This window comes from Mesorhizobium sp. M0751 (assembly GCF_040320265.1).
GTDB lineage: Bacteria > Pseudomonadota > Alphaproteobacteria > Rhizobiales > Rhizobiaceae > Mesorhizobium.
This window is the reverse complement of record NZ_JAMYPH010000001.1, coordinates 447,503-469,378: the sequence shown is the minus strand read 5'-3', so window position 1 is coordinate 469,378 and position 21,876 is coordinate 447,503. Positions and strand designations below refer to the sequence as shown.

The window sequence follows — 21,876 nt, the reverse complement described above, 5'->3', positions numbered from 1 at the left end:
CGGGGACGTAATTCGCACGGCCGAACGATTGAAAAACAGCAGCAAAACCAAACGGCTGCGTTCGCCTCGACAGCTGGCGCCGGCCCGGTTTATCCTCGGCCTATGGCGCATGTCATAGACCGCGACAAATGGGCCGAAGCGCCCGACCGCTGGCCCGTTCACTGGCAAGGCGAGCTGCAAGGCGGAGCTTACGGCTCGAACAGCTGCCTGATCTTCAACTACCTGCCCGAAATCGGCGGCGGCCCCAGGCTGCACAGCCATCCCTATTGCGAGATTTTTATCATCCGGACCGGGACCGGTCTGTTCACCGTCGGCGACCGGCAGATCGAGGCCACAGCCGGCCAGATCCTGGTCGTACCGCCGAACACCCCGCACAAATTCACCAATCTCGGGCCAGGCCCGCTGGAAACCACCGACATACACGAGAACGGCAGCTTCATCACCGAATGGCTGGAATAACGCCTCCCGAACCAATTCCGGTTCGGATCATGCGCTGGCGCCGAGCCTGGCCAGCACGGCCTTGGGAATGTTGTATTCCCGGATCACCGCGTCGTGCTTGCGCAGGCCGCAGAGTTCGCGCTGGATGAAATAGCCGTGCACCGCTTCGGCTGCGTCCTTGAGCAGCCGGGCACGGTCGACGCTGTCGGAATTCTCGCGCAGCTTCGTCAGCGTTTCCTCGACGCGCCGGCCGGCGCGGCCGAGCGCGGCCGCCTTCTCGCCGAGGATTTCATGGCCAAGTAGGTCCAACGCGCTCTCCTGCGCGCCGGCCCGTCCGAAATTCGATGCCATTCTCACCGCCATGGTCTACTCCGGTTTGTAGAAACTACTCCGCCGGCCGGGTCTCGGCCAGCGCGCTCTCCTCGTTGAACAGGAAGCCGCCGGACTGCCGCCTCCACAGCCTGGCATAGAGCCCGTCGAGCCCGACCAGCTCGTCATGCGTGCCTTGCTCGACGATGCTGCCTTCGTCGAGCACCACCAGCCGGTCGAGTGCCGCAATGGTCGACAGCCGATGCGCGATGGCGATGACCGTCTTGCCTTCCATCAGTCTTGCCAGATTCTCCTGGATCGCCGCCTCGATGTCGGAATCGAGCGCCGAGGTCGCCTCGTCGAGCACCAGGATCGGTGCGTCCTTGAGGAAGACGCGGGCGATCGCCACGCGCTGGCGCTGGCCGCCGGAGAGCTTGACGCCGCGCTCGCCGACATAGGCCTCATAGCCAATACGATCGCGATTGTCGCGCAGCCCGAGGATGAACTCGTGCGCCTCGGCCTTCTCCGCTGCCGCAACCACCTCGGCGTCGGTCGCTGCCGGCATGCCGAGCTTGATATTGTCGCGCAGCGAGCGGTGGAACAGTGCCGTATCCTGGCTGACGACGCCGATATTGGCGCGCAGCGAATTCTGCGTGACCCGGGAGACGTCCTGCCCGTCAATGGTGATCTTGCCGCTCTCGAGGTCGTAGAGGCGCAGGATCAGATTGACCAAGGTCGTCTTGCCGGCGCCGGACGGGCCGACCAGGCCGACCTTTTCGCCCGGCCGCACGACGAGGTCGATGCCGTTAAGCACGCCGGACCCCTTGCCGTAGTGGAACTCGACATTGCTGACGTCGATGCGCCCGCCGCCGACGACAAGCTCTTTCGCGTCCGGCGCATCCGTCAGACCGAGCGGCTGCGAGATCAGCGCCTTGGAATTCTCCAGCACGCCGAGGTTTCGCAATATGCCGTTTAGCTGCATCATCAGCCGGCCGAGCAGCATGTTCAGCCGCAGCACCAAAGACAGCGTGAAGGCCACGGCACCGACCGTGATCGAGCCCTCGACCCAGAGATAAACGGCAAAGCAGGCGATCGCCGTGATCATGACGCCCGACAGCATCGTCAGCGCCATGCGCACGCCTGTCAGCCGGCGGGTGAACGGGCGCAGCGCGTCGAGATAGATGTCGAAGCCGTTCCTGATGTAGCGGTCGTCGCCATCGGCCGAGAACAGTTTCAACGTCTGCACGTTCGAATAGGAATCGACAAGGCGGCCGGTGATCATCGAGCCGGCTTCGGCTGTGGCTTCGGCATGCTTGCGGATCGCCGGCACATAGCGCCTGGCCAGCAAGCCGAAGGCGGTAATCCAGATCACCACCAGCATCGCCAGCCGGAGATCGAGCCCGGCGACCAGCGCCAGCGTCGTCACCGTATACACGACCATGAACCAGACGACCTCGATGAAGCTTTCCATCAGATCGCCGGTCGCCTGTCCCGCCTGCCAGACCTTGGTCGCGATACGTCCGGCAAAGTCGTTCTGGAAGAAGGCGTAGGATTGGCGCGAGACATGGCGATGCGCCTGCCAGCGCACCAGATTATAGAAACCCGGCGTGATCGTCTGCTCGTCGACCAGCGCCGACAGGCTGACGACGATGGTGCGGATGACCAGCACCACCGCGATCATGAAGACAAGTTCCGGGCCGGCGGCAGTCCACAGCGCGTGCCAGCTGCGTTCGCCGGGAAGCTGATCGAGGATGTCGACCAGCCGCCCGACGAAATAGAACAGTCCGGCTTCGACCAGCGGCGCGATGCCGCCGATCACCAGCATTGCGAAGAAGGCAATCTTCGCCTGCCCGACATAATGCCAGAGGAAACCCCTGACTCCGGCAGGTGGCCGAAGGTCCGCGGGCTCCCGGAATGGATAGACCCAGTTCTCGAACCAGCGGTAGATGGCAGTCATCATTCGGCGGCTTCACCCTTGGCGATTGCATCGTTGGCGGCTGCATCGTTGGCAGAGGGGCCGTCGTCGAGCAGGAATCCGCCCGACTGGCGGTGCCAGAGTTGGGCGTAGAGCCCGCTTTTGGCAACGAGTTCCTCATGCGAACCTTCCTCGACGACGCGGCCCTTGTCCAAGACGACGAGCCGGTCCATGGCCGCGATCGTCGACAGCCGGTGGGCAATGGCGATGACGGTCTTGCCTTGCATCAGCTTGTAGAGATTCTCCTGGATGGCCGCCTCGGCCTCGGAATCGAGGGCGGAGGTCGCCTCGTCGAGGATGAGGATCGGCGCGTCCTTCAGCATGACACGGGCTATGGCGATGCGTTGCCGCTGGCCGCCGGACAATTTGACGCCGCGATCGCCGACATGCGCGTCGAAACCCTTGCGGCCGTTCGAATCCGACAAGCCGGCAATGAAATCCAGCGCCTCGGCGCGCCGCGCCGCCTCGATCAGCATCTCGTTGCTGGCGTCCGGCCGGCCATAGAGGATATTTTCGCGTACCGAGCGATGCAGCAGCGAGGTGTCCTGCGTTACCATGCCGATCTGGGCGCGGAGCGAGTCCTGCGTCACCGCCGCGATGTCCTGGCCGTCGATCAGGACCTTGCCGCTTTCGAGGTCGTAGAAGCGCAACAGAAGGTTGACCAGCGTCGACTTGCCGGCACCCGAACGGCCGACGATGCCGACCTTCTCGCCCGGCTTCACCGTCAGCGACAGGCTTTCGATCACGCCCTTCTGCTTGCCGTAGTGGAAGCGGATGTCCTCAAAACGGATCTCTCCCTTGGTCACGGCAATATCCTTGGCGCCAGGCCGGTCTTCGACGAGGCGCGGCAGCGAGATCGAGGCGATGCCGTCCTGCACCGTGCCGATATTCTCGAACAGCGTGGACATCTCCCACATGATCCATTGCGACATGCCCCAGAGTCGCAGCACGAGGCCGATGACCAGGGCGACGGCTCCGATCGTCACGGCTTGGCCGAGCCACAGCCATAGCGAGATTGCGGTGACCGAAAACAACAGCAGCGAATTCAGGACGTAGAGCAGGCCGTAGAGCTGCGTCACCAACCGCATCGATCGGTAAACCGTGTCGAGAAAGCCGGCCATACCGTCCTTGGCGAAGGATGCCTCGCGCCGCGCATGCGAGAACAGCTTGACCGTCTGGATGTTGGAGTAGCTGTCGACGACACGGCCGGTCATGGTTGAGCGCGCATTGGCCTGCTCCTCGCCGACCTTGCCCAGCCGCGGGATGAAATAGCGCAACAGCAGGACATATCCGGCAAGCCAGACGGCAAGCGGCGCGGCCAGCCGCCAGTCTGCCGAGCCGACGATGAACAGCATGCCGAGAAAATAGACGACGATATAATTGAGCACGTCGATGAGCTTGATGACGCACTCGCGCACCGCGAGCGCCGTCTGCATCAGCTTGGTCGCGATGCGCCCGGCAAACTCGTCCTGATAGAAGCTCATCGACTGCTTGAGCAGGTATCGATGCACCTGCCAGCGGATACGCATCGGATAGTTGCCCATCAGCGTCTGCTGGTTGAGCAGCGAATGGAACCAGACCGTTGCCGGCAGCGCGAAAACCACGATGAAGGCCATGCCGGCCAGCTTCAAGCCTTCGGTCTGCAGGAACGTCTCGCGATTCTGTCCGGACAGCCAGTCGACGATCCGGCCCATGAAGCCGAACATCCACACCTCGGCAAGGGCGATGGCCGTCACCAGCACCGCATCGAGAGCGATGTAGGGCCACGCGCCGCGCGTATAATGCACGCAAAAGGCGATCAGTGTCCGCGGCGGCTCGACCGGCTCCTTGGTAGGGAACGGATCGAGCCTTTTTTCAAACCAGCTAAACATAGTGATGCTCACAGTACTGTTTCCGCTCACGCGGCACGAGAACGGACGAGGTGCCCAGACCGCATGGCGCCAAGGACCGGCGATACGGAATCGTCCGCCTCGCCGGTCCTGCTTCGCGCTATATAGGTTGTCGCGGGCCTTTCGCCGACAGTCTCGTTTGACGATGCTGACGACGTTTTGACGATCCGGATTTTCGCGCCGGTTTTTGCACCAGGCCGGATCAGCCTGATGATCCGGCGCACCAACGACGGCCGGCTATAGTCCGGAACGGCGCGCGAGAAATCGACGTCCGGCAGCATGCCGCGATGCGGACGCCGGCGGGTCTCGGCGTGAACCGCCGACGAGTAGGTCTCGCCGATCAAAAGCGCCCAGGTCGCAGTCTTGCGCTCGTGCAGGCTTCTTGAGCCGGGTATTCTACAGGGATCGAACATCGGTCCGTCCTCCAGTTGAAGATGCAGGTAGAAGGGTGAACCAACCCAGGTCGCGGGCATGCGCGGCACGGCAAAGGTGGCATCGGTCGAAGCGTGTTCAGGTGGGGCGTTCAGCCCCTTCCACAGCTTGAAAAACATCGCAGGATTCCTTCAAAGGCCGAAAAAGGTTTCGGCGGGAATCGGTGCGATTGAAGTCTAGAAGGTCAGGAGAATCGTCGTACCGAAACCGCCGTCGGGCTGGTAAGCCCACGAGAGGGGTGGTGGATGTGCATGGCCATCATGAATTACCCCTCCATCGGTTCGGGTTGACAATGCTGGCCGTATAACCGACTTCGCAGAAAATGACCACCCGCCAGTCCAGGAATTTCGAAAACCGCGAGAGCTCTGTGGCTGATCTGCCACTTATTAGAAAGACGCGGAAATGAACGACCGTCTCCGCATCGCGCTCTACCAGCCGGATATCGCCGGCAATACCGGGACTATCCTGCGCTTCGCCGCTTGCCTCGGTCTCGGCGTCGACATTGTCGAACCGGCGGGCTTCCCGCTCAGTGACCGGGCGCTGAAACGGGCCGGCATGGACTACCTCGAAATGGCGGCGCTCACCCGGTATGTCGACTGGCACGCCTTCGAGGACTGGCGCAAGCTTGCCAAGCGGCGGCTGGTGCTGCTGTCGACCAAAGCAGCTGTCGCCTACACGGATTTCGTCTTTGCCGGCGACGACATTCTCCTGTTCGGCCGCGAATCCGCAGGCGTGCCGGATGCCGTCCACGAGGCGGCGGATGCACGCCTGACCATTCCGATGCAGCCCGGCGCGCGCAGCATCAACGTCGCGCTTTCCGTTGCGATGGTGGCGGGCGGAGCGATCCGGCAGCTTCGCTAGGATGTGTACGCAATCGCCGGCCGCAGCGACCAAGGCGTCGTCCTCACGCAACACTGCGTCCTCTCCGGTCATTCTCATCCAGACGCACATCGCCTTCTCCTGCCGTTTGCATCTTCGAGGCTTCTTCGCTACAAGCTCAACTTAACTTGAGGTCAAGCGGAAAATCGGAGATGGCTGCGGCAACGGAATTAACAGTCGGCCAGGTGGCGATGCGCAGCGGCGTGGCGGTGTCGGCGCTGCATTTCTACGAAGCGCGCGGGCTGATCCGCAGCCACCGCACATCAGGCAACCAGCGGCGTTACGGCCGCGACGTGCTGCGGCGGGTGGCGATCATCAAGGTAGCGCAGGAGGTCGGCATTTCGCTGGCCGAGATCGGCAGAGCCCTTCGATCATTGCCCGAAGGCCGAACGCCGACGCGCGAGGATTGGAACCTGCTTTCGACGGCTTGGCGCGACGAGCTCGACCAGAAAATCAGTCAGCTCAAGAAGCTGCGCGACGGGCTGACCGACTGCATCGGCTGCGGCTGCATGTCGATCGACAAATGTCCGCTGAGGAATAAGGACGACAGGCTGAGCATCCGGGGGCCGGGAGCGAGACGCTTGCTGATCGAGCGTTAATCCGCCGCCGGCAGCCGCCTGATTGTGAATTCGATGACGTCGCCCGGCCGCTCGAACCAGCTCTCGATCTCGGTCCAATAGGCCTGCTTGGGAAAGCGCTCGAACCATTCCTTCGCCTTGAGACGAGCGTCGGAGCGCGGCAGCACGAAGGTCTCGCGCAGGAATCCGTCGCGCGGCATGCGCGCGTTCTCAGCGCGTGAACGGTCGAGCCTCTTCTTCAGGCCATCCAGCGGCGGTCTTGCCGGGGTGCGCACGAAAGAACTCCATTCACACTTGACCCTTGCACCCAAGAGATTAGGGATCGCGGCCGGAAAAGACGAGTCATTTGTCGGGCGCGCCCGCAACCGGAGACAGGATTTGCAACGACCCGAGATACCGGCGGGGCTGCCAGCCGACATCGAACTGAAGAAGACGAAGGCACGGCTGTGGTTCGAGACATTGCGCGAGCGCATCTGCGCTAGCTTCGAGCAGATCGAGCACGACTTGCAGGGGCCGCAGGCCAGCTGGTCGCCCGGCCGCTTCGAAAAGACGCCGTGGCAACGCGATGCCGGCAAGGGCGGCGGCGGTATCATGTCGATGATGCACGGCCGCGTCTTCGAGAAGGTCGGCGTCCACACCTCGACAGTCCACGGCGAGTTCTCGCCCGAATTCAGGAAGCAGATGCCGGGCGGCGAAGAGGACCCGTCCTTCTGGGCGAGCGGCATTTCGCTGATCGCCCATCCGTGGAACCCCAACGTGCCGGCCGTGCATATGAACACGCGCATGGTCGTCACCTCGCGCCAGTGGTTCGGCGGCGGCGCCGACCTGACGCCGGTGCTCGACCGCCGCCGCAGCCAGGACGACCCCGACACGATCGCCTTCCACAGGGCGATGCAATTTGCCTGCGAGAAGAACGCGGCGATCGCCGACTACGCGAAATTCAAGGCCTGGTGCGACGAGTACTTCTATCTGCCGCACCGCGACGAGCCACGCGGTACCGGCGGTATCTTCTTCGACTGGCTGCATTCGGGCGAGGACAAAGGCGGCTGGGACGCCGATTTCAACTTCGTCCAGGACGTCGGGCGATCTTTTCTCGTCGTCTACGGACATCTGGTGCGCGCCAACTTCAATGACAACTGGACCGATGGCGACCGTGACGAGCAGCTCATCCGCCGCGGCCGCTATGTCGAATTCAACTTGCTTCACGATCGCGGCACCATCTTTGGGCTGAAGACCGGCGGCAATGTCGCCTCGATCCTGTCCAGCCTGCCGCCAGAAGTGAAATGGCCGTAAAATCTCGGTGAGCATGGCGTGAGCCGCAATCGGGTCCAAATCCCCGGAATTTGACGGCAAATGTGGCGCAAGGCGCGCCAAAAAATATCTTTTTCGTCTAATATATTGTTGAAAAGATTGGGTTATTTGTCGCGTCGGGCCGGGAAACGCCGGCGGTTCTTTACTCCCGAGAGCCGCGACCCGACGTGACCGGACGGCCCATATTGGATGGGCACCTTTCCCAAGCGGGTGTCCGCATTTTCCAGGAGAGCATGCCATGCGCAAGCTTATTATGACCGCAACCGCCGCTGCCGTTCTCGCCTCCGGTACTGCCGCATTTGCCGCGGCCAAGCACACCACCGGTACGATCAAAAGCTATGATGGAACGGCGATGAGCCTGGTTCTGGATAACGGAGCCACCTTTACGTTGCCCCAGACCTTCAAGGATCCTGGCCTGAAGGTCGGCGAAAAGGTCCGCGTCACGTGGGATATGAGCGGCAAGAATAAAACTGCCGAGGCAGTCAAGATCGTGAAGTGATGGCCTGCCCGCTGGAGCAAGACGAGGTCTTGCCTCCGGGGTAGCGCAAGAGGGCGGAGCAGCGCTGCTCCGCCTTTTTCGCAATCCGTACCCCTTGAGCACTGCGTGTCGGCTTGCACGCGCGGCGTAGGGCAACCAAAACCGTTCGATCGTGTTATGCTTAGCTGGCCAGCGTGTAACCCGGATACCGGACCCGGTTTCCGGATCGCGCAATCAAAGGTCTGGAGCTTCCGTGTCATTGCGCGGCGCGACGCTCCAAGGAGGAGATGAGGAGAAGCCAAATGAAGGAATTCCATTGCGGGTCGCTCGTACCCGGCTGCGAGTGGCACACACGCGCCGAGGAGGAGGCTGAGGTCATGCGCCGTGCCGTCGAGCATCTGCGCGAGACGCATGGCGAGACGGTGATCCGCGAGACGATGATCGAGGCGATCCGCTCGCGCATCGAAAAGGTCCGCGACGCAGCGTGACGGTCAGGATTCGAGTGCCTCCGCGGCGCGCTTGAGCAGCGCGCCGCGATCAAGCGCAAAACCGGACTCGACCCATTCCTTTTCGAGATTCTTCAACGTTGCACCAAGCTTCGGCCCCGGTGATGCGCCAAGCGCCGTCAGATCGGCGCCCTTGACCGGAAAAACAGGGTTTTGCCATTTTGCAGCGAAGGCAAGCAGGCGCGAGAAGCCGCCGGCTTCGAGCAGTGCGTCATTGTCTTCGACCGCGCGGGCTCGAGCGGAAGCGAGCGACAGCCGCAACCGATCGACAAGGCCTTGGCGGTCGCCAAAATAAAGCCTTTTCGCCAACTCTCCTTCGGTCGTTTTCGGATCGACGGCCGCCGTGATCGCCCAATGCCGCAGCCGGCTTGCCTCGCTCACGGAAAGCCTCAATCTCTCGGCAAGCGTTTTCATGCGCGCGGCATCCGGCGGCACGATGGCTTCCAGCCTGAGCAGCGGGTCCGGCGCCCAGGCCAGATCCTTCTCGGTCTTGGTCAGCCCGTGAATGGCATCGATGCCCCATTTCTCGCTTTCCGGCAAAACGGCGGTCAGAACGCCGGCCTGGCGCATCCACAGCAGCGCCCGCGACGGATCTGGCGCCGACAGCAATTTTTTCAATTCCCACCAGACGCGCTCGACCGAGAGCTGGTCGAGTCCTTGCTTCAGCCGGGCGCAAGCTTTCAAGCCTTCGGCATCCGGCCTGCCGTCGCCATACCAGGCGAAGAAACGGAAGAAACGCAGGATACGCAGATAATCCTCGCGGATGCGCGCTTCCGGATCGCCGATGAAGCGCAGCCGCCGCGCTTCGATATCGGCGATCCCGCCGACCAGATCGACGACCGTTCCATCGGCTTCGGCATAGAGTGCATTGATGGTGAAATCGCGCCGCTCAGCGTCGGCTTTCCAGTCCCGGCCGAACGACACTTTGGCGCGCCGGCCGTCGGTTTCGATATCGGCACGCAGCGTGGTAACCTCATAGGCCTTGCCGTGGGCGACCGCCGTGACGGTGCCATGCTCGATGCCGGTCGGCACCGTCTTGAAGCCGGCCGCCTCGGCGCGCCGGATGGTTTCCTCGGGCACTGTGGTGGTGGCGATGTCGATGTCGGCGACAGGCTGTCCGATAAGCGCATTGCGCACGGCACCGCCGGCGACGCGTGCCTCCTCGTCGCCCTCGGTGAGCGCGGCGAGCAGGCGCTGCAAGTGGCTTTCGCCGAGCCAGCCGGCCTTGCCAGCAATCGACACCGGATTGCTCACGAATAGAGCCTTTCATAAAGCGTTCGGACGATGCCCGCGGTGACGCCCCAGATGCGCTGGCCGCCATAGGGCATATCGTAATAGAACCATTCGAGGTCGTTCCACATGCGACTGTCCCTGCTGTGGTTGGCGGGGTCCATCAGAAAGCCCAGCGGCACCTCGAAGACGGCATCGACCTCGTCGGGATTCAGTGTCAGGGCGAAACCGGGCCGCACAATCCCGAGCACCGGGGCGATGCGATAGCCGCTGCCGGAGACGTAGTCCGGCAGACGGCCGATGATCTCGATGTGATCCCTATCGAGACCGATCTCCTCGAATGTCTCGCGCAATGCCGCCGCTTCCGGGCTCGCATCGGTTGGATCGATGGTTCCGCCGGGGAAAGCTACCTGCCCCGAATGGTTGCGCAGCTTTTCCGCCCGCCTGGTCAAAAGGACCGTGGCTTCATGGCCATGATCGATCACCGGGATCAGCACGGCGGCATCGCGCAGCGCCTTGGCCAGCTTCAGCCTGGGATGGCCCGGATTGAAGCGGTGGTCGCCAAAATCGTCGCCGGCATGCGCCAGCGGCTGCGCCGCGACGCGCTGGCGGAACCCGGCAGCGGAAAACGGCAACGGCGTCACCTGATCCATCATGGGCGGTCCATCATGCGCTCAGCCGTTTCAGTTTCTCAGCCAGCATGATTGGATAGACCTCGCCTTTGGAACGGACGGCAAACATCATCTTGCCACCGATGTCGATCTCTTCGCCGTGCTCGACCAGCTCGTACATCACCGGCCGCGCCACCAGCGCCTCCAGCCGCCCACGCACCAGCACATAGGGCTTCAGGCCGCCTGTCTCGTCCTCATCGACGAAGCGCAGCGGGTGCCCCGCCCCAGCCTCGACCAAGTCCCCGACATTGGTGCGAAAGGTTATGATTTGTCCGTCGCCGGCGCCCGACACGTCCATCTCGACGGCAATAAAGGGCGCGTCGGCGACGCGGATGCCGACCTTTTCCACCGGCGTCACCAGGTAGGTCCTGCCGTCCTCGTCCTTACGCAGCACCGAGGAGAAAAGCTGCACCAGCGGCATCCGGCCGATCGGCGTTCCCAGGTAGAACCAGGTGCCGTCCTGCTTGATTTCCATGTCGAGATCGCCACAAAACGCCGGATTCCAGCGCTCCACCGGCGCCGGCCCCTTGCCGGCGCGCGTCGCGCGCGAGACCAGCGCTTCCAGCCCGCGCGCCTCGGTCGCGGCCGTCAGGCTCTCTTCACGATGGTCGGCGGCTTCCGTCATGGTCACGAAATAGTCACTGTTGTTCCGCTTGTCAGCCTAAGTCTGTGATTTAAGTTCATTGCAGGCGCCATGCGAGGCCGAATCGCGGCATTCTCTGCGGCACCAAGGTGCCAAGCGGTGTTTCCAACAGAAGGATCGATGCTGCATGAGCGTTATGATCAAGGAAAGCCCCATCAGCGAAAAGGACATGGTGGCGCAGGCCGAGAAAGCGCTGGCCGACATTTCGAGGGTCCGTGACGGCGTCGGGCGGGTCATTTTCGGCCAGGAAAGCGTCGTCGAGCGCACGCTCGTCGCATTGCTGGCCGGCGGCCACGCACTGCTGGTCGGCGTGCCCGGTCTAGCCAAGACCAAGCTGGTCGAAACGCTGGGCATCGTGCTCGGCCTCGATTCGCGTCGCATCCAGTTCACGCCCGACCTAATGCCGTCCGACATTCTCGGCTCAGAGGTGATGGAGCAGGATGAATTCGGCAAGCGTTCGTTCCGCTTCATTTCCGGGCCGATCTTCGCGCAATTGCTGATGGCCGACGAGATCAACCGCGCCTCGCCGCGTACCCAGTCGGCGCTGCTGCAGGCGATGCAGGAATACCACGTCACCATTGCCGGCGTGCGCCATGACCTGCCGTCACCGTTCCATGTTCTCGCGACGCAGAACCCGCTGGAGCAGGAAGGCACCTATCCGCTACCCGAGGCACAGCTCGACCGTTTCCTGATGCAGGTCGACATCCTCTACCCCGAGATCGAGGCGGAGCGCCGCATCCTGCTGGAGACCACAGGTATCGAGGATGCCAAGGCCGAAAACGTGCTGCAGCCGGCGCGGCTGAAGGACATCCAGACGCTCATCCGCCGCATGCCGGTGCCGGAAAGCGTCGTCGAGGCGATCCTGAAGCTGGTGCGCTCGGCGCGTCCCGGTCAGGGCAATGCCGATACCGATAAGCACGTCGCCTGGGGCCCAGGCCCGCGCGCCAGTCAGGCGCTGACGCTGTGCGCCCGCGCCCGCGCCCTCTATGACGGCCGGCTGGCGCCGTCGGTCGACGATATCAGGGCGCTGGCCGAGCCGGTGCTGCAGCACCGCATGGCGCTGACCTTCGCCGCCCGCGCCGAGGGCACCACGGTTCGCGATGTTGTGGCGAAGCTCGCGAAAGGGATTTGATGGCGCGCATCGGTGAAGCGCAGGCACCGGCAGCGACGCGCGATGCGCTCGCCAGAGGCCGGTTGCGGGCTTCGTTGGTGCCGGACCTGCTGGTCGAGGCGCGCCGCATCGTCAACACGGTAATTGCCGGCTGGCATGGCCGCCGCAAGCGCGGCATCGGCGAGAATTTCTGGCAGTTCCGGCCCTATGTCGAAGGCGATTCCTCGCGCATTGACTGGCGCCGTTCCGCTCGCGACGACCACACCTATGTCCGCGACCGTGAATGGGAGGCCGCCCATACGGTGTGGCTGTGGGCCGACCCCTCGCCTTCCATGCTCTACAAATCGACCGGAGCCAGCGTTTCCAAGGAATCGCGCGCCCTGGTGCTGGCGCTGGCCATGGCCGAGCTTTTGTCGCGCAGCGGCGAGCGCATTGCCTGGCCGGGCCTGACTGACCCATTCACCGCCCGCAATGGCGCCGAGCGCATCGCGGCGCAACTGATACACGCCGCCGACCTGCCGGCAAAGCCCGACCTGTCCGGCATTCGCCGCTTCTGCGACATCGTCCTCGTCAGCGATTTCCTCGACCCGGTCGAGGACACCATAGCCTGGCTGGACGTGCTCGCCCGCCACGGCGTGCGCGCCCATCTGATCGAGGTCGCCGATCCGGCCGAGGAAAGCTTCCCCTATGCCGGGCGCACCGAATTCACCGATCCTGAGACCGGCGACAAGCTGACCGCCGGCCGTGCCGAAATGCTGGGCGAGGAATATCGCCTGCTTTATGCCGCCCGCCGCCAGGAACTGGCCGCCTGGTGCAAACGGCTTGGCTGGAGCTTTACCGTCAATCATACCGATCGCCTTGCCTCCGAGGCGCTGGTGCGCATCCACATGGCCATGACCGCCGAGGGCAGCTTTGCCGGGAGGGCCCGCGCATGAGTTGGCTGCCGCTCTCTTTCGGGGCGCCGATGGTGCTGTGGGGCCTGCTGGCGCTGCCGGTGATCTGGTGGCTTCTGCGGCTGACCCCGCCCAGGCCGCAAACTGAGGTGTTTCCGCCTCTCAGGATTCTCGCCCGCGTGCTGAGGCGCGAAGAAACGCCGCAGCAGAGCCCTTGGTGGCTGACGCTGCTCAGGCTGCTGATGGCCGCGCTTGTCGTGGCGGCACTTGCCGAACCGGTCTTCAATCCGCGCGAAAAGCTGCCGGCCGAGGGCGCCGCCCTGGCGCTGGTGATCGACAATGACTGGGCAAGTGCCGCCGACTGGGGCAAGCGCGTCGCCACCGCCGAGCGGCTGATCGCCGATGCCAATTCGAACGGCGTGCCGGTGCTCATCGCTTTCACCGCCGAGAAGCCGAATGCCGAGATCGATCCCTTCGATGCCGCTGCCGCGCTCGACCGGCTGCGCGCGGCAAAGCCGCGGCCCATCCCGACCGACCGCCCCGCCGTCTACGCCCGCGTCGCTTCAGCCCTGGAGTCGCTGCCTGGCGCCAGCGTCGCGGTGCTCGCCGATGGTCTGGCGGCGCAAGGCGACGAAGCCGCCTTCAACACGTTGTTGTCAAAGAACGCAGCACGCGTCGTCTGGGCCGTCTCCGACCGGCTGTCGCTGACCGGCCTGACCGGCGCCGACAACCAGGTCGACGGCTTCGCCCTGACCGCGATCCGCGCACCGGGCGATCCGGCACCTGCACAGGTGACGGCCGGCGCCTTCGACGACAAGGGCCGCCGCATTGCCGACGCGACGCTGACCTTTGCCCCGGGCGGAACCACCGCCACCGGCACGATGGCGGTGCCGTTCGAACTCCGCAACGACTTCGCCTACATCGCGCTCGATGGCGAGCGCCAGGCCGGTGCCGTCCGCGTTCTCGACGAGAGCTCAAAACGCCGCCGCGTCGGGCTGCTGTCGCAGTCCGAGGCCGACCAGGCGCAACCGCTGCTGTCGCCGCTCTACTACATTCGCCGCGCCCTGCAGCCCTTTGCCGATCTGGTCGAGCCGTCGAGCGTCGATCTCGCCGACGCGATCCCGCAACTGCTCGACCAGAAGCCGGCAATGATCGTCATGGCCGATGTCGGCACCATTCCGGAACAGGCGCGGCAAAGGCTGGTCGACTGGGTCGACAAGGGCGGCACGCTGGTGCGTTTTGCCGGTTCGCGGCTGGCCGCTGCCGGCAATGACGACGACCTGCTGCCGGTCCGGCTGCGCACCGGCGAGCGATCGCTTGGCGGCGCGCTGTCGTGGACGGCGCCGCAGCCGGTTACTGAATTCCCGAAAACCGGCCCCTTCGCCGACCTCGCGCCGCCCACCGAGGTCACCGTCACAAGGCAGGTGCTGGCCGAACCGACGCCCGACATTGTCGAGCGCACCTGGGCCACCCTTGCCGACGGTACGCCGCTGGTGACCGGGATGAAGAAGGACAAGGGTACGCTCGTGCTGTTCCACGTCACCCCCGAGGCGACGTGGTCCAACCTGCCGATCTCCGGCAGCTTCGTCGAGATGCTGCGGCGCATCGTGCAATTGTCGCGCAACCAGGGCGCGGCTGTCGCCAATGCCGAGGCCGCCGCCACGTCGCTGGCACCTTATCGCATGATCGCCGCCGACGGCACGCTGGTGCCGCCGACGCCGGATGCCAGGCCGCTGGTGCCCGGCGCCGGCCCGCTGCCGGTGACGCTGGAAAACCCGCCCGGCCTCTACGGCTCCGAGACAGGAGTGTTCGCTCACAATCTGCTCGGTGGCGACAGCGCATTCACGCCGCTGGCCCGGCCTGAAATCACGGTACCGGTCACCACCATCCAGTATGCCTTCGACGAGCAGCGCAACCTCAAAGGTCCGCTGGTCACGGCGGCCCTGGTGCTGATGGTGCTCGACACGCTTGCCGTACTCTGGATGGGCGGCCTGTTGTCGCGCCGGCCGCGCCGTGCCGGCGCTGCGGCGACGGCAGCCGTCCTGCTGATTGCGCTCGGCGGCCTGATTGGCCACGCGGACGTCGCGCGTGCCGACGACGCCAAACCGGGAGATACGGAGGCGATCGGGGACATTTCAAAGACCCGGATCGCCTACGTGCTGACCGGCGAGCCGGGTGTCGATTCGATCAGCCGCGCCGGGCTCGAAGGCCTGACCCGCTTCCTCATAGAAAAAACCGCGCTCGAACCCGGAGCACCGGCCGGCGTCGACATCTCGAAGGACGAACTTTCCTTCTATCCACTGATCTACTGGCCGATCGATCCCTCGGCCCCGATGCCGAGCGAGGCCGCTATCGCCCGCATCGACGCCTACATGCAGCAGGGCGGAACGGTCTTGTTCGACACCCGCGACCAGTTCGCCAATGGCATTGGTGCGGATTCGACCAGCCCGGCGACGGAGCGGCTGCGTGACATCCTCGGCAACCTCAACGTGCCACCGCTGGAACCGGTGCCGTCGGACCACGTGCTGACCAAATCCTTCTACATCCTTCCGGAGTTTCCCGGCCGTTTTGCCGGCAGCCCGCTTTGGGTCGAGGCATCGCTTGAAGCCAGCAACACCGAGAACCGCCCGGTGCGCACCGGCGACGGCGTTTCCCCAATCATGATCACCGCCAATGATTTCGCCGGCGCTTGGGCCGTCGACGAGAATGGCGACCCGCTATTGCCGACCGTGCCATCGGATCCGATGCAGCGCATCTATGCGCTGCGTGCCGGGGTCAACATCATGATGTACATGCTGACCGGCAACTACAAATCCGATCAGGTGCACGTCCCGGTGCTGCTCGAACGGCTGGGGCAATAGACCGTGAACTGGTCGCTCGCCTTCGAACCGCTCACCACCTGGCCGCTGCTCGCAGTGGTTCTGGTGCCGCTGCTGCTGCTGGCGCTGGTCGGCCTTTGGTTTCGCCAGCGCGGCGCGGTCTTCCGCCTGGCAGCCCTGATTGCCCTGGCTGCGGCGCTGCTCAATCCCGTGTTCCTCGACGAAGAACGCGAGCCGCTGAAAAGCATCGTCGCCGTCGTCGTCGATCGCAGCCAGAGCCAGGATATCGGCGACCGTACCAAGCAGACCGATGCGGCGTTGGCTGGGCTTCAGCAGCGTCTCGGCCGCTTCAAGCAGTTCGACGTTCGTGTCGTCGAAACCGGCAAGTCCGAAGCCGCCGACGAGCGCACCGAGACGCGGTTGTTTTCCTCACTCGAAAATGCTTTCCGCGACGTGCCGCCGTCGCGCATTGGCGGCGCCATCATGATCACCGATGGCGAGGTGCATGACGCGCCGCCCGGCGCACCCGACTTCAATGCCCCGCTGCACGCGCTGATTACCGGCAACGAGCATGAGAAGGACCGCCGCATCCGCTTCGAGAATGCGCCGCGCTTCGGCCTCGTTGGCAAGCCGCTCGACATGACCTATCGCGTCATCGCCACCAACAACGAAACCGGTCCGGTCGATGTCCGCGTATCGGTCAACGGCGAGCAGGTATCGGTCGAGCACGCCAACATCGGCCGGGCGATGCCGCTGCAGGTGACCATTCCCAGCGCCGGGCGCAACATCGTCGAACTCACCATCAACCACGAGCCGGGCGAACTCACCGACACCAACAACCGCGCCATCGCGCTGATCGACGGCATCCGCGAAAATCTGCGCGTGCTGCTTGTTTCCGGCGAACCGCATGCCGGCGAGCGCACCTGGCGCAATTTGCTGAAATCCGACGCTTCGGTCGACCTCGTGCACTTCACCATCCTGCGCCCACCGGAAAAGCAGGACGGTACTCCGATCAACGAATTGTCGCTGATCGCCTTCCCGACGCGCGAGTTGTTCGTCGAGAAGATCAAGGATTTCGACCTGATCATCTTCGACCGCTATCAGCACCGCGACGTGCTGCCGATCCTCTATTACGACTACATCTCCGAATATGTCGAAAAAGGCGGCGCGCTGCTGATCGCGGCAGGCCCCGAATATGCCGGCGAAAGCTCCATCGCCCGCACGCCACTGATGTCGGCGCTGCCGGCAATGCCGACCGGCGAGGTCATCGACAAGGCCTTCTATCCGCGTCTTACCGATACCGGCCAGCGTCATCCGGTAACCCGTGGGCTCGACGGCTCCGCGACCGAGCCGCCGCACTGGAGCCGCTGGTTCCGCACCATCGGCGTCGAGAACCCCGAGGGCGAGGTGGTGATGAAGGGCGCCGACAACCGGCCGCTGCTGCTGCTCGACCGCAAGGGCGAAGGCCGCGTCGGCATGCTTCTGTCCGACCAGGGCTGGCTGTGGGCGCGCGGCTTCGAGGGCGGTGGCCCGCACGTCCAGCTCTACCGGCGCATCGCCCACTGGCTGATGAAGGAGCCCGAACTCGAGGAAGAGCGGCTGACCGCCGACGGCCGCGGCATGGTGCTGGAAATCCGCCGCCAGACGATGAGCGACGACCCCGGCCCGGCGCAAGTCATCACGCCGTCCGGCAAGGCACTGATCGTCAGGCTCGAGAAATCCGAACCAGGCGTCTTCCTCGGCAGCGTCGAGACCAGCGAAATCGGTCTCTATCAGGTCGGCAATGGCGACCTGACGGCGTTGGCCCATGTCGGGCCGGTCAACGCGCCGGAATTCACCGACGTCGTCTCCACCGAGAACCGGCTCAAACCACCGGCTGAGGCAACCGGCGGCAGCGTTCGCCGGCTGGCGCCGGCCTCGGCGCTCGGCAATCTCACCAGCACGGTCACGCTGCCCTCAATCGTTCCGGTCCGTTCCTCGGGCGCGGCCTCAGGCAATGACTGGATCGGCCTGCGCACCACCGACGACAGCGTACTCAAGGCCGTCTCGCGCGTGCCGCTGTTCGGCGGCTTCCTCGGCCTCGGCCTGCTGCTTCTGGCGATGGGCTCGATGTGGTATCGCGAAGGGCGGTAGTTCCCGTCTCTCCCTGCAAACGGGGCGAGGGAGGAGCCCTACTCCTCCGGCTCCGTCGTGAACATCAGCGGGTAGCCCTTGGCCTTGCCGGCATCGGTTGCCCGCGCCGCCTTGGTCTCGGCGACATCCCTGGTGAAGACGGCGACAACGCAGACGCCGCGCCGGTGCGCGGTGATCATTATCCTATGCGCCTGGTCTTCGCTGAGCTTGAACTCGGCCTTCAGCACCGTCACGACGAACTCGCGCGGCGTGAAATCGTCATTGACCAGGATGACCTTGTAGAGCTTCGGCCGTTCGACCTTCGGCTTCGTGCTGGTACGGGGTTTTGTCGTGATTTCAGGCATTGGACCGGCAATTGCGTACGACAGCTTTGCGGTCATTTTGACATGGGCAAAAGCGGTCGTCCATTCAACCGCGCGCGATCGGCTTCCCGGCGGGCGCAGTTCAAAAGTCCGTGCCTATGTGGGAACTGCCGTCTGGCGTTCAACTGGCAGTGTGGGCCGGGACTGGCCCTACTGTCCGCACGCCAACAAAGACGACCGCTCCAGGCAAATCGCAACTGGAGCGGTCTTCTCATGGGGTAGAAAGGTGTCGCTTGATCAGGCCTTCGGAGCTGCCTTGACCACGTGCTTCTTGTGCTTCTTCACGGTCTTCTTGGCAGCGACCTTCTTCACGGCCTTGGCCGGCGCAGCGGTCGTCGTTGTCGTCGCAGCCGGGGTAGTGGTCGCGGCATTGGCGCTGCTGGCGCCGAGAACGGGCATCGAGACAGCCAGCGCGATGGCGAGACCGAGGGCGGAGAGGAGGGACTTTTTCATGGCTTCACTTCCTTTTTGTGCAGATCGGATTGAGTGTCACTGAACGGGATCGATCGGTGTCACTCCAAGCAGCTTCAAAGCGTTCGCGAGCATCCGGATTCCCTGTGCCTGTTTCTTGTTGGCGCAGAACCGGTTTCCCTTTCTTTGAAGTGCTTTCGCCGCGGTGACCTGCGTTGCCGCGGCATGGGTTTCGAGGGCTTCGTCAAACTGGCGGTTCAGATCGATGCAACGCTCGCTGCGGGTGGTCGCCACCTTTGCATTGGCCACCTTTGCATCGGCCAGTTTTGCATCGGCTTGTTCAACCGCGGCCGTGACGAGCGAAATGGAAAGCAACGCACCCATCAGACTGATCGCGAACCTTTGCATTGGTCTATCCGTAATCCCGTAACGCGTGTCGCAGCCGATGACCTGACCGCCACGGCACCACTTATGCCTTTGATTTTTTTCGGCAGTTTTTCCGGATTGTAGAATTTTGTTTCTGGATTGTTTCTGGGCAGCCCGGATCGGGCCGCCGATCTCCACTGGCCAACTTATGGCCTGAATTCTATCGTCTGGCTGACGGCCGAAGCACCGCTTGGGCGATCCACAAATGACAGGTTCCCTGTGAAATCCGACCCCCACATACTGATCGTCGACGACGACAAGGGCATTCGCGACCTGCTTCAGGAATTCTTCCAGAAGCGAGGGCTGCATACATCGGTCGCCGCCGACGGCACCGAGATGGAGACCGTCCTGCGCCGCGCCCAGGTCGACCTGATCGTCCTGGACGTCATGCTGCCCGGCAAGAGCGGGCTGGAGCTCTGCCGCGAGTTGCGCGCCAATTATTCGACGCCGATCATCATGCTGACCGCGGTTACCGAAACTACCGACCGCGTCGTCGGCCTGGAGATGGGCGCCGACGACTACGTGCCGAAACCCTTCGATCCGCGCGAGCTGCTCGCCCGCATCCGTGCCGTCTTGAGGCGCAATGGCGCCGCCGAACCGCGACGCGCCGCCTCGCGGCAGATCTACCATTTCGCCGGCTGGACGATGGACTGTTCGCGCCGCCGGCTGATGGCGCCCGGCGACGTCAGGATCGAGCTGACGATGGCCGAATTCAATCTCCTGCAGACCTTCGTCAAGAGCGCGCAGCGCGTACTGAGCCGCGAGCAGCTGATCGAGCTGTCCGGCGGCGACAGCGGCTACAGCTTCGACCGCAGCGTCGACATTCTGGTCAGCCGGCTGCGGCGCAAGATGGAGGACGACCCGAAAACGCCGAAGCTGATCCTGACCGTGCGCAGCGGCGGCTATCAGTTCCTGCCTGAGACGACCTCCGAATGAGACGCATCCTGCCGCAAACGCTACCGGTCTGGGTGCTGCTCATCGTCATCGCCGGCCTGCTGATCAGCCAGATCGCGACCCTTTACATCGTTTCGCGCGACCGTGCCGCCGCCAATGACGTCGTCGATCTCTACCGGCTCAACGACCGCGCCTTCTCACTGGTGCAGCTGATGCATGACGCTACGCCGGAACAGCGCAAGGCGACGGCCTCCGGCCTGTTCAACGCCACTTATGCGCTCACCGTTTCCAACACGCCCGCTGTTACTTCCTCGATAGCCGGCGACGATGAACTGGCCGAATTGGAAGACATATTGGTCGGCCGGCTATCGAAGTTCGGCATCACCGACGCGCGGGTCCGCCGCGATCCGGCGACGCACGAAGCCGACGTCCCCCATGGCGTGGTCGCCGGTCCCGATATCGGCCAGGTCGAGCGCGACCTGCTGGTGCTGGCGGCCGACTTCGCCCAGAGCGACAAGCTGACGGCCTCGCTCCGCTTCGCCGACGGCCAATGGCTGAACTTCACCGAGCCGAACACGCCGGCCGGGCCGATACTGAGTTTCGACAGCCTGCCGCTCTATGCCTTGATCGCCGGGCTGGTGGTGGCTTCTTCGATCTGGTCGCTGCGCCGGCTGACGGCGCCCTACCGGATGATGGAGACCGCGGTGAAGCGGATCGGCGAGGACCTGAAGAGCCCGCCGATCGCCGAGAGCGGCAGCCGCGAGGTGCGTACCGCGGCAAAGGCGGTCAATGCCATGCAGGCAAGACTGCGCGCCTATGTCGAGGACCGCGAGCATCTTGCGGCCGCACTGGCGCACGACCTGCGCACGCCGCTGACCAGAATGCGGCTGCGCCTCGAACTGCTGAGGAATTCGACCGTCCGCGCCGCACTGGCGCACGACCTCGCCGACATCGAAGGTATTGCCAGCTCGGTTATCGACTTCGCCACTTTCGAGGTGACCGAGGAGAAGAGCGAGAGGATCGATTTCTGGTCGCTGGTGGAATCGATCGCCGACGGCTTCGACGAGGTCTCCTTCGACAATGACGATGCGCGCTCGCGCGGCCTGATCTGCGTCGCGCGGCCGGTCGCGCTCCGGCGCTGCGTCACCAACCTCGTCCAGAACGCGGTGACCTACGGCAAGAAGGCGCATCTCAGCCTGCGTCAATCGGGCAGGATCATCACGCTGGCGATCCATGACGAGGGTCCGGGCATACCGCAGGCCGAGCTCGACGCCGTGTTCGGCTCGTTCGTGCGCCTGGAACAATCGCGCAACCGCCAGACCGGCGGCCTCGGCCTCGGCTTGACCATCGCCCGCAACATCGCCCGTAGCGCCGGCGGCGAAGTCAGCCTGTCCAACCATCCCGATGGCGGCCTGCTGACCGAGCTACGCCTGCCGCTGGCGGTTTAGCTTGCGGTATCGGGCTAAGCCGACGTTTGGTCTTGGTTCT

The 21,876-nt window shown here is 64.1% G+C and carries 23 protein-coding genes; 12 read left to right on the top strand and 11 right to left on the bottom strand.

What is annotated here, in order from left to right:
* Positions 1–102: 102 nt before the first annotated feature.
* Entirely contained in the window at positions 103–459 is a 357-nt protein-coding gene (locus tag NKI19_RS02175; protein WP_352488991.1) for a cupin domain-containing protein, read from the top strand.
* Between the two features lie 27 nt (positions 460–486).
* Here NKI19_RS02175 and NKI19_RS02170 read toward each other — a convergent pair whose 3' ends face one another.
* From NKI19_RS02170 to NKI19_RS02155, 4 genes are read right to left on the bottom strand one after another with little or no spacing between them, the layout of a single operon-like run.
* Entirely contained in the window at positions 487–801 is a 315-nt protein-coding gene (locus tag NKI19_RS02170; protein WP_352488990.1) for a DUF6665 family protein, read from the bottom strand.
* 22 nt (positions 802–823) lie between these two features.
* A complete protein-coding gene (locus NKI19_RS02165; protein WP_352488988.1) occupies positions 824–2,707 on the bottom strand; it encodes an ABC transporter ATP-binding protein in 1,884 nt (627 codons plus the stop codon).
* On the bottom strand, positions 2,704–4,593 hold the full coding sequence (locus NKI19_RS02160) for an ABC transporter ATP-binding protein (protein ID WP_352489137.1): 1,890 nt from the start codon (positions 4,591–4,593) through the stop codon (positions 2,704–2,706). The genes NKI19_RS02165 and NKI19_RS02160 overlap by 4 nt, the downstream gene beginning before the upstream one ends.
* A 26-nt stretch (positions 4,594–4,619) precedes the next feature.
* Positions 4,620–5,162: a hypothetical protein gene (locus NKI19_RS02155; protein ID WP_352488987.1), complete on the bottom strand. Its 543-nt coding sequence runs from the start codon at positions 5,160–5,162 to the stop codon at positions 4,620–4,622.
* A 283-nt stretch (positions 5,163–5,445) separates the two neighbouring features.
* On the opposite strand from NKI19_RS02155, the gene NKI19_RS02150 reads away from it, so the two are divergent.
* Positions 5,446–5,904 (top strand): tRNA (cytidine(34)-2'-O)-methyltransferase, encoded by a 459-nt coding sequence (locus tag NKI19_RS02150; protein WP_352565774.1) that lies wholly within the window; start codon positions 5,446–5,448, stop codon positions 5,902–5,904.
* Positions 5,905–6,074: 170 nt separating this feature from the next.
* Positions 6,075–6,521: a redox-sensitive transcriptional activator SoxR gene (gene soxR, locus NKI19_RS02145; protein ID WP_352488985.1), complete on the top strand. Its 447-nt coding sequence runs from the start codon at positions 6,075–6,077 to the stop codon at positions 6,519–6,521.
* On the opposite strand, the gene NKI19_RS02140 is transcribed toward soxR, so the two are convergent.
* On the bottom strand, positions 6,518–6,775 hold the full coding sequence (locus NKI19_RS02140; RefSeq protein ID WP_023679487.1) for a hypothetical protein: 258 nt from the start codon (positions 6,773–6,775) through the stop codon (positions 6,518–6,520). The genes soxR and NKI19_RS02140 overlap by 4 nt on opposite strands.
* Before the next feature lie 103 nt (positions 6,776–6,878).
* Here NKI19_RS02140 and hemF point away from each other — a divergent pair, with 103 nt between their 5' ends.
* From hemF to NKI19_RS02125, 3 genes are all read left to right on the top strand, one after another.
* Complete coding sequence (gene hemF / locus NKI19_RS02135) at positions 6,879–7,793, top strand: oxygen-dependent coproporphyrinogen oxidase (protein ID WP_352488984.1); 915 nt, start codon at positions 6,879–6,881, stop codon at positions 7,791–7,793.
* Positions 7,794–8,049: 256 nt separating this feature from the next.
* A complete protein-coding gene (locus tag NKI19_RS02130; RefSeq protein ID WP_352488983.1) occupies positions 8,050–8,310 on the top strand; it encodes a DUF1344 domain-containing protein in 261 nt (86 codons plus the stop codon).
* Positions 8,311–8,591: 281 nt separating this feature from the next.
* Entirely contained in the window at positions 8,592–8,777 is a 186-nt protein-coding gene (locus NKI19_RS02125) for a DUF1059 domain-containing protein (RefSeq protein ID WP_023679490.1), read from the top strand.
* 3 nt (positions 8,778–8,780) lie between these two features.
* Here the strand turns inward: NKI19_RS02125 and NKI19_RS02120 are convergent, their stop codons facing one another.
* Genes NKI19_RS02120 through NKI19_RS02110 form a run of 3 tightly spaced genes read right to left on the bottom strand, consistent with a single transcriptional unit; the run spans position 8,781 to position 11,321 of the window.
* Complete coding sequence (locus tag NKI19_RS02120) at positions 8,781–10,049, bottom strand: CCA tRNA nucleotidyltransferase (protein ID WP_352565773.1); 1,269 nt, start codon at positions 10,047–10,049, stop codon at positions 8,781–8,783.
* A complete protein-coding gene (locus NKI19_RS02115; RefSeq protein WP_352489135.1) occupies positions 10,046–10,678 on the bottom strand; it encodes a CoA pyrophosphatase in 633 nt (210 codons plus the stop codon). Before NKI19_RS02115 ends, NKI19_RS02120 begins: the two co-directional genes overlap by 4 nt.
* Before the next feature lie 13 nt (positions 10,679–10,691).
* Positions 10,692–11,321, bottom strand: a complete 630-nt coding sequence (locus NKI19_RS02110; protein ID WP_352489133.1) for a DUF1285 domain-containing protein — start codon at positions 11,319–11,321, stop codon at positions 10,692–10,694.
* Positions 11,322–11,466: 145 nt separating this feature from the next.
* On the opposite strand from NKI19_RS02110, the gene NKI19_RS02105 reads away from it, so the two are divergent.
* Genes NKI19_RS02105 through NKI19_RS02090 form a run of 4 tightly spaced genes read left to right on the top strand, consistent with a single transcriptional unit; the run spans position 11,467 to position 18,295 of the window.
* Positions 11,467–12,471 carry an AAA family ATPase gene (locus tag NKI19_RS02105; protein WP_352488980.1) on the top strand — a complete coding sequence of 335 codons (1,005 nt, stop codon included), beginning with the start codon at positions 11,467–11,469 and terminating at the stop codon, positions 12,469–12,471.
* A complete protein-coding gene (locus tag NKI19_RS02100) occupies positions 12,471–13,385 on the top strand; it encodes a DUF58 domain-containing protein (protein WP_352488979.1) in 915 nt (304 codons plus the stop codon). The genes NKI19_RS02105 and NKI19_RS02100 overlap by 1 nt, the downstream gene beginning before the upstream one ends.
* Positions 13,382–16,204, top strand: coding sequence for a DUF4159 domain-containing protein (locus NKI19_RS02095; RefSeq protein ID WP_352565772.1), 2,823 nt, complete (start codon positions 13,382–13,384; stop codon positions 16,202–16,204). The genes NKI19_RS02100 and NKI19_RS02095 overlap by 4 nt, the downstream gene beginning before the upstream one ends.
* A gap of 3 nt (positions 16,205–16,207) precedes the next feature.
* Complete coding sequence (locus NKI19_RS02090; protein WP_352488976.1) at positions 16,208–18,295, top strand: hypothetical protein; 2,088 nt, start codon at positions 16,208–16,210, stop codon at positions 18,293–18,295.
* 38 nt (positions 18,296–18,333) lie between these two features.
* Here the strand turns inward: NKI19_RS02090 and clpS are convergent, their stop codons facing one another.
* The 3 genes from clpS to NKI19_RS02075 all read right to left on the bottom strand — a co-directional run bounded on the left by clpS (position 18,334) and on the right by NKI19_RS02075 (position 19,476).
* The gene (gene clpS / locus NKI19_RS02085) at positions 18,334–18,639 is read right to left on the bottom strand and encodes an ATP-dependent Clp protease adapter ClpS (RefSeq protein ID WP_023679498.1); all 306 of its coding nucleotides are present in this window, start codon (positions 18,637–18,639) and stop codon (positions 18,334–18,336) included.
* 255 nt (positions 18,640–18,894) lie between these two features.
* The gene (locus NKI19_RS02080; protein ID WP_254819162.1) at positions 18,895–19,110 is read right to left on the bottom strand and encodes a hypothetical protein; all 216 of its coding nucleotides are present in this window, start codon (positions 19,108–19,110) and stop codon (positions 18,895–18,897) included.
* Positions 19,111–19,146: 36 nt separating this feature from the next.
* Positions 19,147–19,476, bottom strand: a complete 330-nt coding sequence (locus NKI19_RS02075) for a hypothetical protein (RefSeq protein ID WP_352565815.1) — start codon at positions 19,474–19,476, stop codon at positions 19,147–19,149.
* A gap of 237 nt (positions 19,477–19,713) precedes the next feature.
* Between NKI19_RS02075 and NKI19_RS02070 the strand changes: the two genes are divergently transcribed.
* Both NKI19_RS02070 and NKI19_RS02065 read left to right on the top strand, forming a co-directional pair.
* Complete coding sequence (locus tag NKI19_RS02070) at positions 19,714–20,430, top strand: response regulator (protein WP_254819161.1); 717 nt, start codon at positions 19,714–19,716, stop codon at positions 20,428–20,430.
* The gene (locus NKI19_RS02065; protein ID WP_352488975.1) at positions 20,427–21,836 is read left to right on the top strand and encodes an ATP-binding protein; all 1,410 of its coding nucleotides are present in this window, start codon (positions 20,427–20,429) and stop codon (positions 21,834–21,836) included. The genes NKI19_RS02070 and NKI19_RS02065 overlap by 4 nt, the downstream gene beginning before the upstream one ends.
* Positions 21,837–21,876: the final 40 nt, after the last annotated feature.

What these genes read in the sequence shown, in the direction of transcription:
- NKI19_RS02175 (WP_352488991.1), top strand. Translation starts at nt 103, where the DNA reads ATGGCGCATGTCATAGACCGCGACAAATGGGCCGAAGCGCCCGACCGC.
- NKI19_RS02170 (WP_352488990.1), bottom strand. Translation starts at nt 801, where the DNA reads ATGGCGGTGAGAATGGCATCGAATTTCGGACGGGCCGGCGCGCAGGAG.
- NKI19_RS02165 (WP_352488988.1), bottom strand. Translation starts at nt 2,707, where the DNA reads ATGATGACTGCCATCTACCGCTGGTTCGAGAACTGGGTCTATCCATTC.
- NKI19_RS02160 (WP_352489137.1), bottom strand. Translation starts at nt 4,593, where the DNA reads ATGTTTAGCTGGTTTGAAAAAAGGCTCGATCCGTTCCCTACCAAGGAG.
- NKI19_RS02155 (WP_352488987.1), bottom strand. Translation starts at nt 5,162, where the DNA reads ATGTTTTTCAAGCTGTGGAAGGGGCTGAACGCCCCACCTGAACACGCT.
- NKI19_RS02150 (WP_352565774.1), top strand. Translation starts at nt 5,446, where the DNA reads ATGAACGACCGTCTCCGCATCGCGCTCTACCAGCCGGATATCGCCGGC.
- soxR (WP_352488985.1), top strand. Translation starts at nt 6,075, where the DNA reads ATGGCTGCGGCAACGGAATTAACAGTCGGCCAGGTGGCGATGCGCAGC.
- NKI19_RS02130 (WP_352488983.1), top strand. Translation starts at nt 8,050, where the DNA reads ATGCGCAAGCTTATTATGACCGCAACCGCCGCTGCCGTTCTCGCCTCC.
- NKI19_RS02125 (WP_023679490.1), top strand. Translation starts at nt 8,592, where the DNA reads ATGAAGGAATTCCATTGCGGGTCGCTCGTACCCGGCTGCGAGTGGCAC.
- NKI19_RS02115 (WP_352489135.1), bottom strand. Translation starts at nt 10,678, where the DNA reads ATGGATCAGGTGACGCCGTTGCCGTTTTCCGCTGCCGGGTTCCGCCAG.
- NKI19_RS02110 (WP_352489133.1), bottom strand. Translation starts at nt 11,321, where the DNA reads ATGACGGAAGCCGCCGACCATCGTGAAGAGAGCCTGACGGCCGCGACC.
- NKI19_RS02105 (WP_352488980.1), top strand. Translation starts at nt 11,467, where the DNA reads ATGAGCGTTATGATCAAGGAAAGCCCCATCAGCGAAAAGGACATGGTG.
- NKI19_RS02100 (WP_352488979.1), top strand. Translation starts at nt 12,471, where the DNA reads ATGGCGCGCATCGGTGAAGCGCAGGCACCGGCAGCGACGCGCGATGCG.
- NKI19_RS02095 (WP_352565772.1), top strand. Translation starts at nt 13,382, where the DNA reads ATGAGTTGGCTGCCGCTCTCTTTCGGGGCGCCGATGGTGCTGTGGGGC.
- clpS (WP_023679498.1), bottom strand. Translation starts at nt 18,639, where the DNA reads ATGCCTGAAATCACGACAAAACCCCGTACCAGCACGAAGCCGAAGGTC.
- NKI19_RS02080 (WP_254819162.1), bottom strand. Translation starts at nt 19,110, where the DNA reads ATGAAAAAGTCCCTCCTCTCCGCCCTCGGTCTCGCCATCGCGCTGGCT.
- NKI19_RS02075 (WP_352565815.1), bottom strand. Translation starts at nt 19,476, where the DNA reads ATGCAAAGGTTCGCGATCAGTCTGATGGGTGCGTTGCTTTCCATTTCG.
- NKI19_RS02065 (WP_352488975.1), top strand. Translation starts at nt 20,427, where the DNA reads ATGAGACGCATCCTGCCGCAAACGCTACCGGTCTGGGTGCTGCTCATC.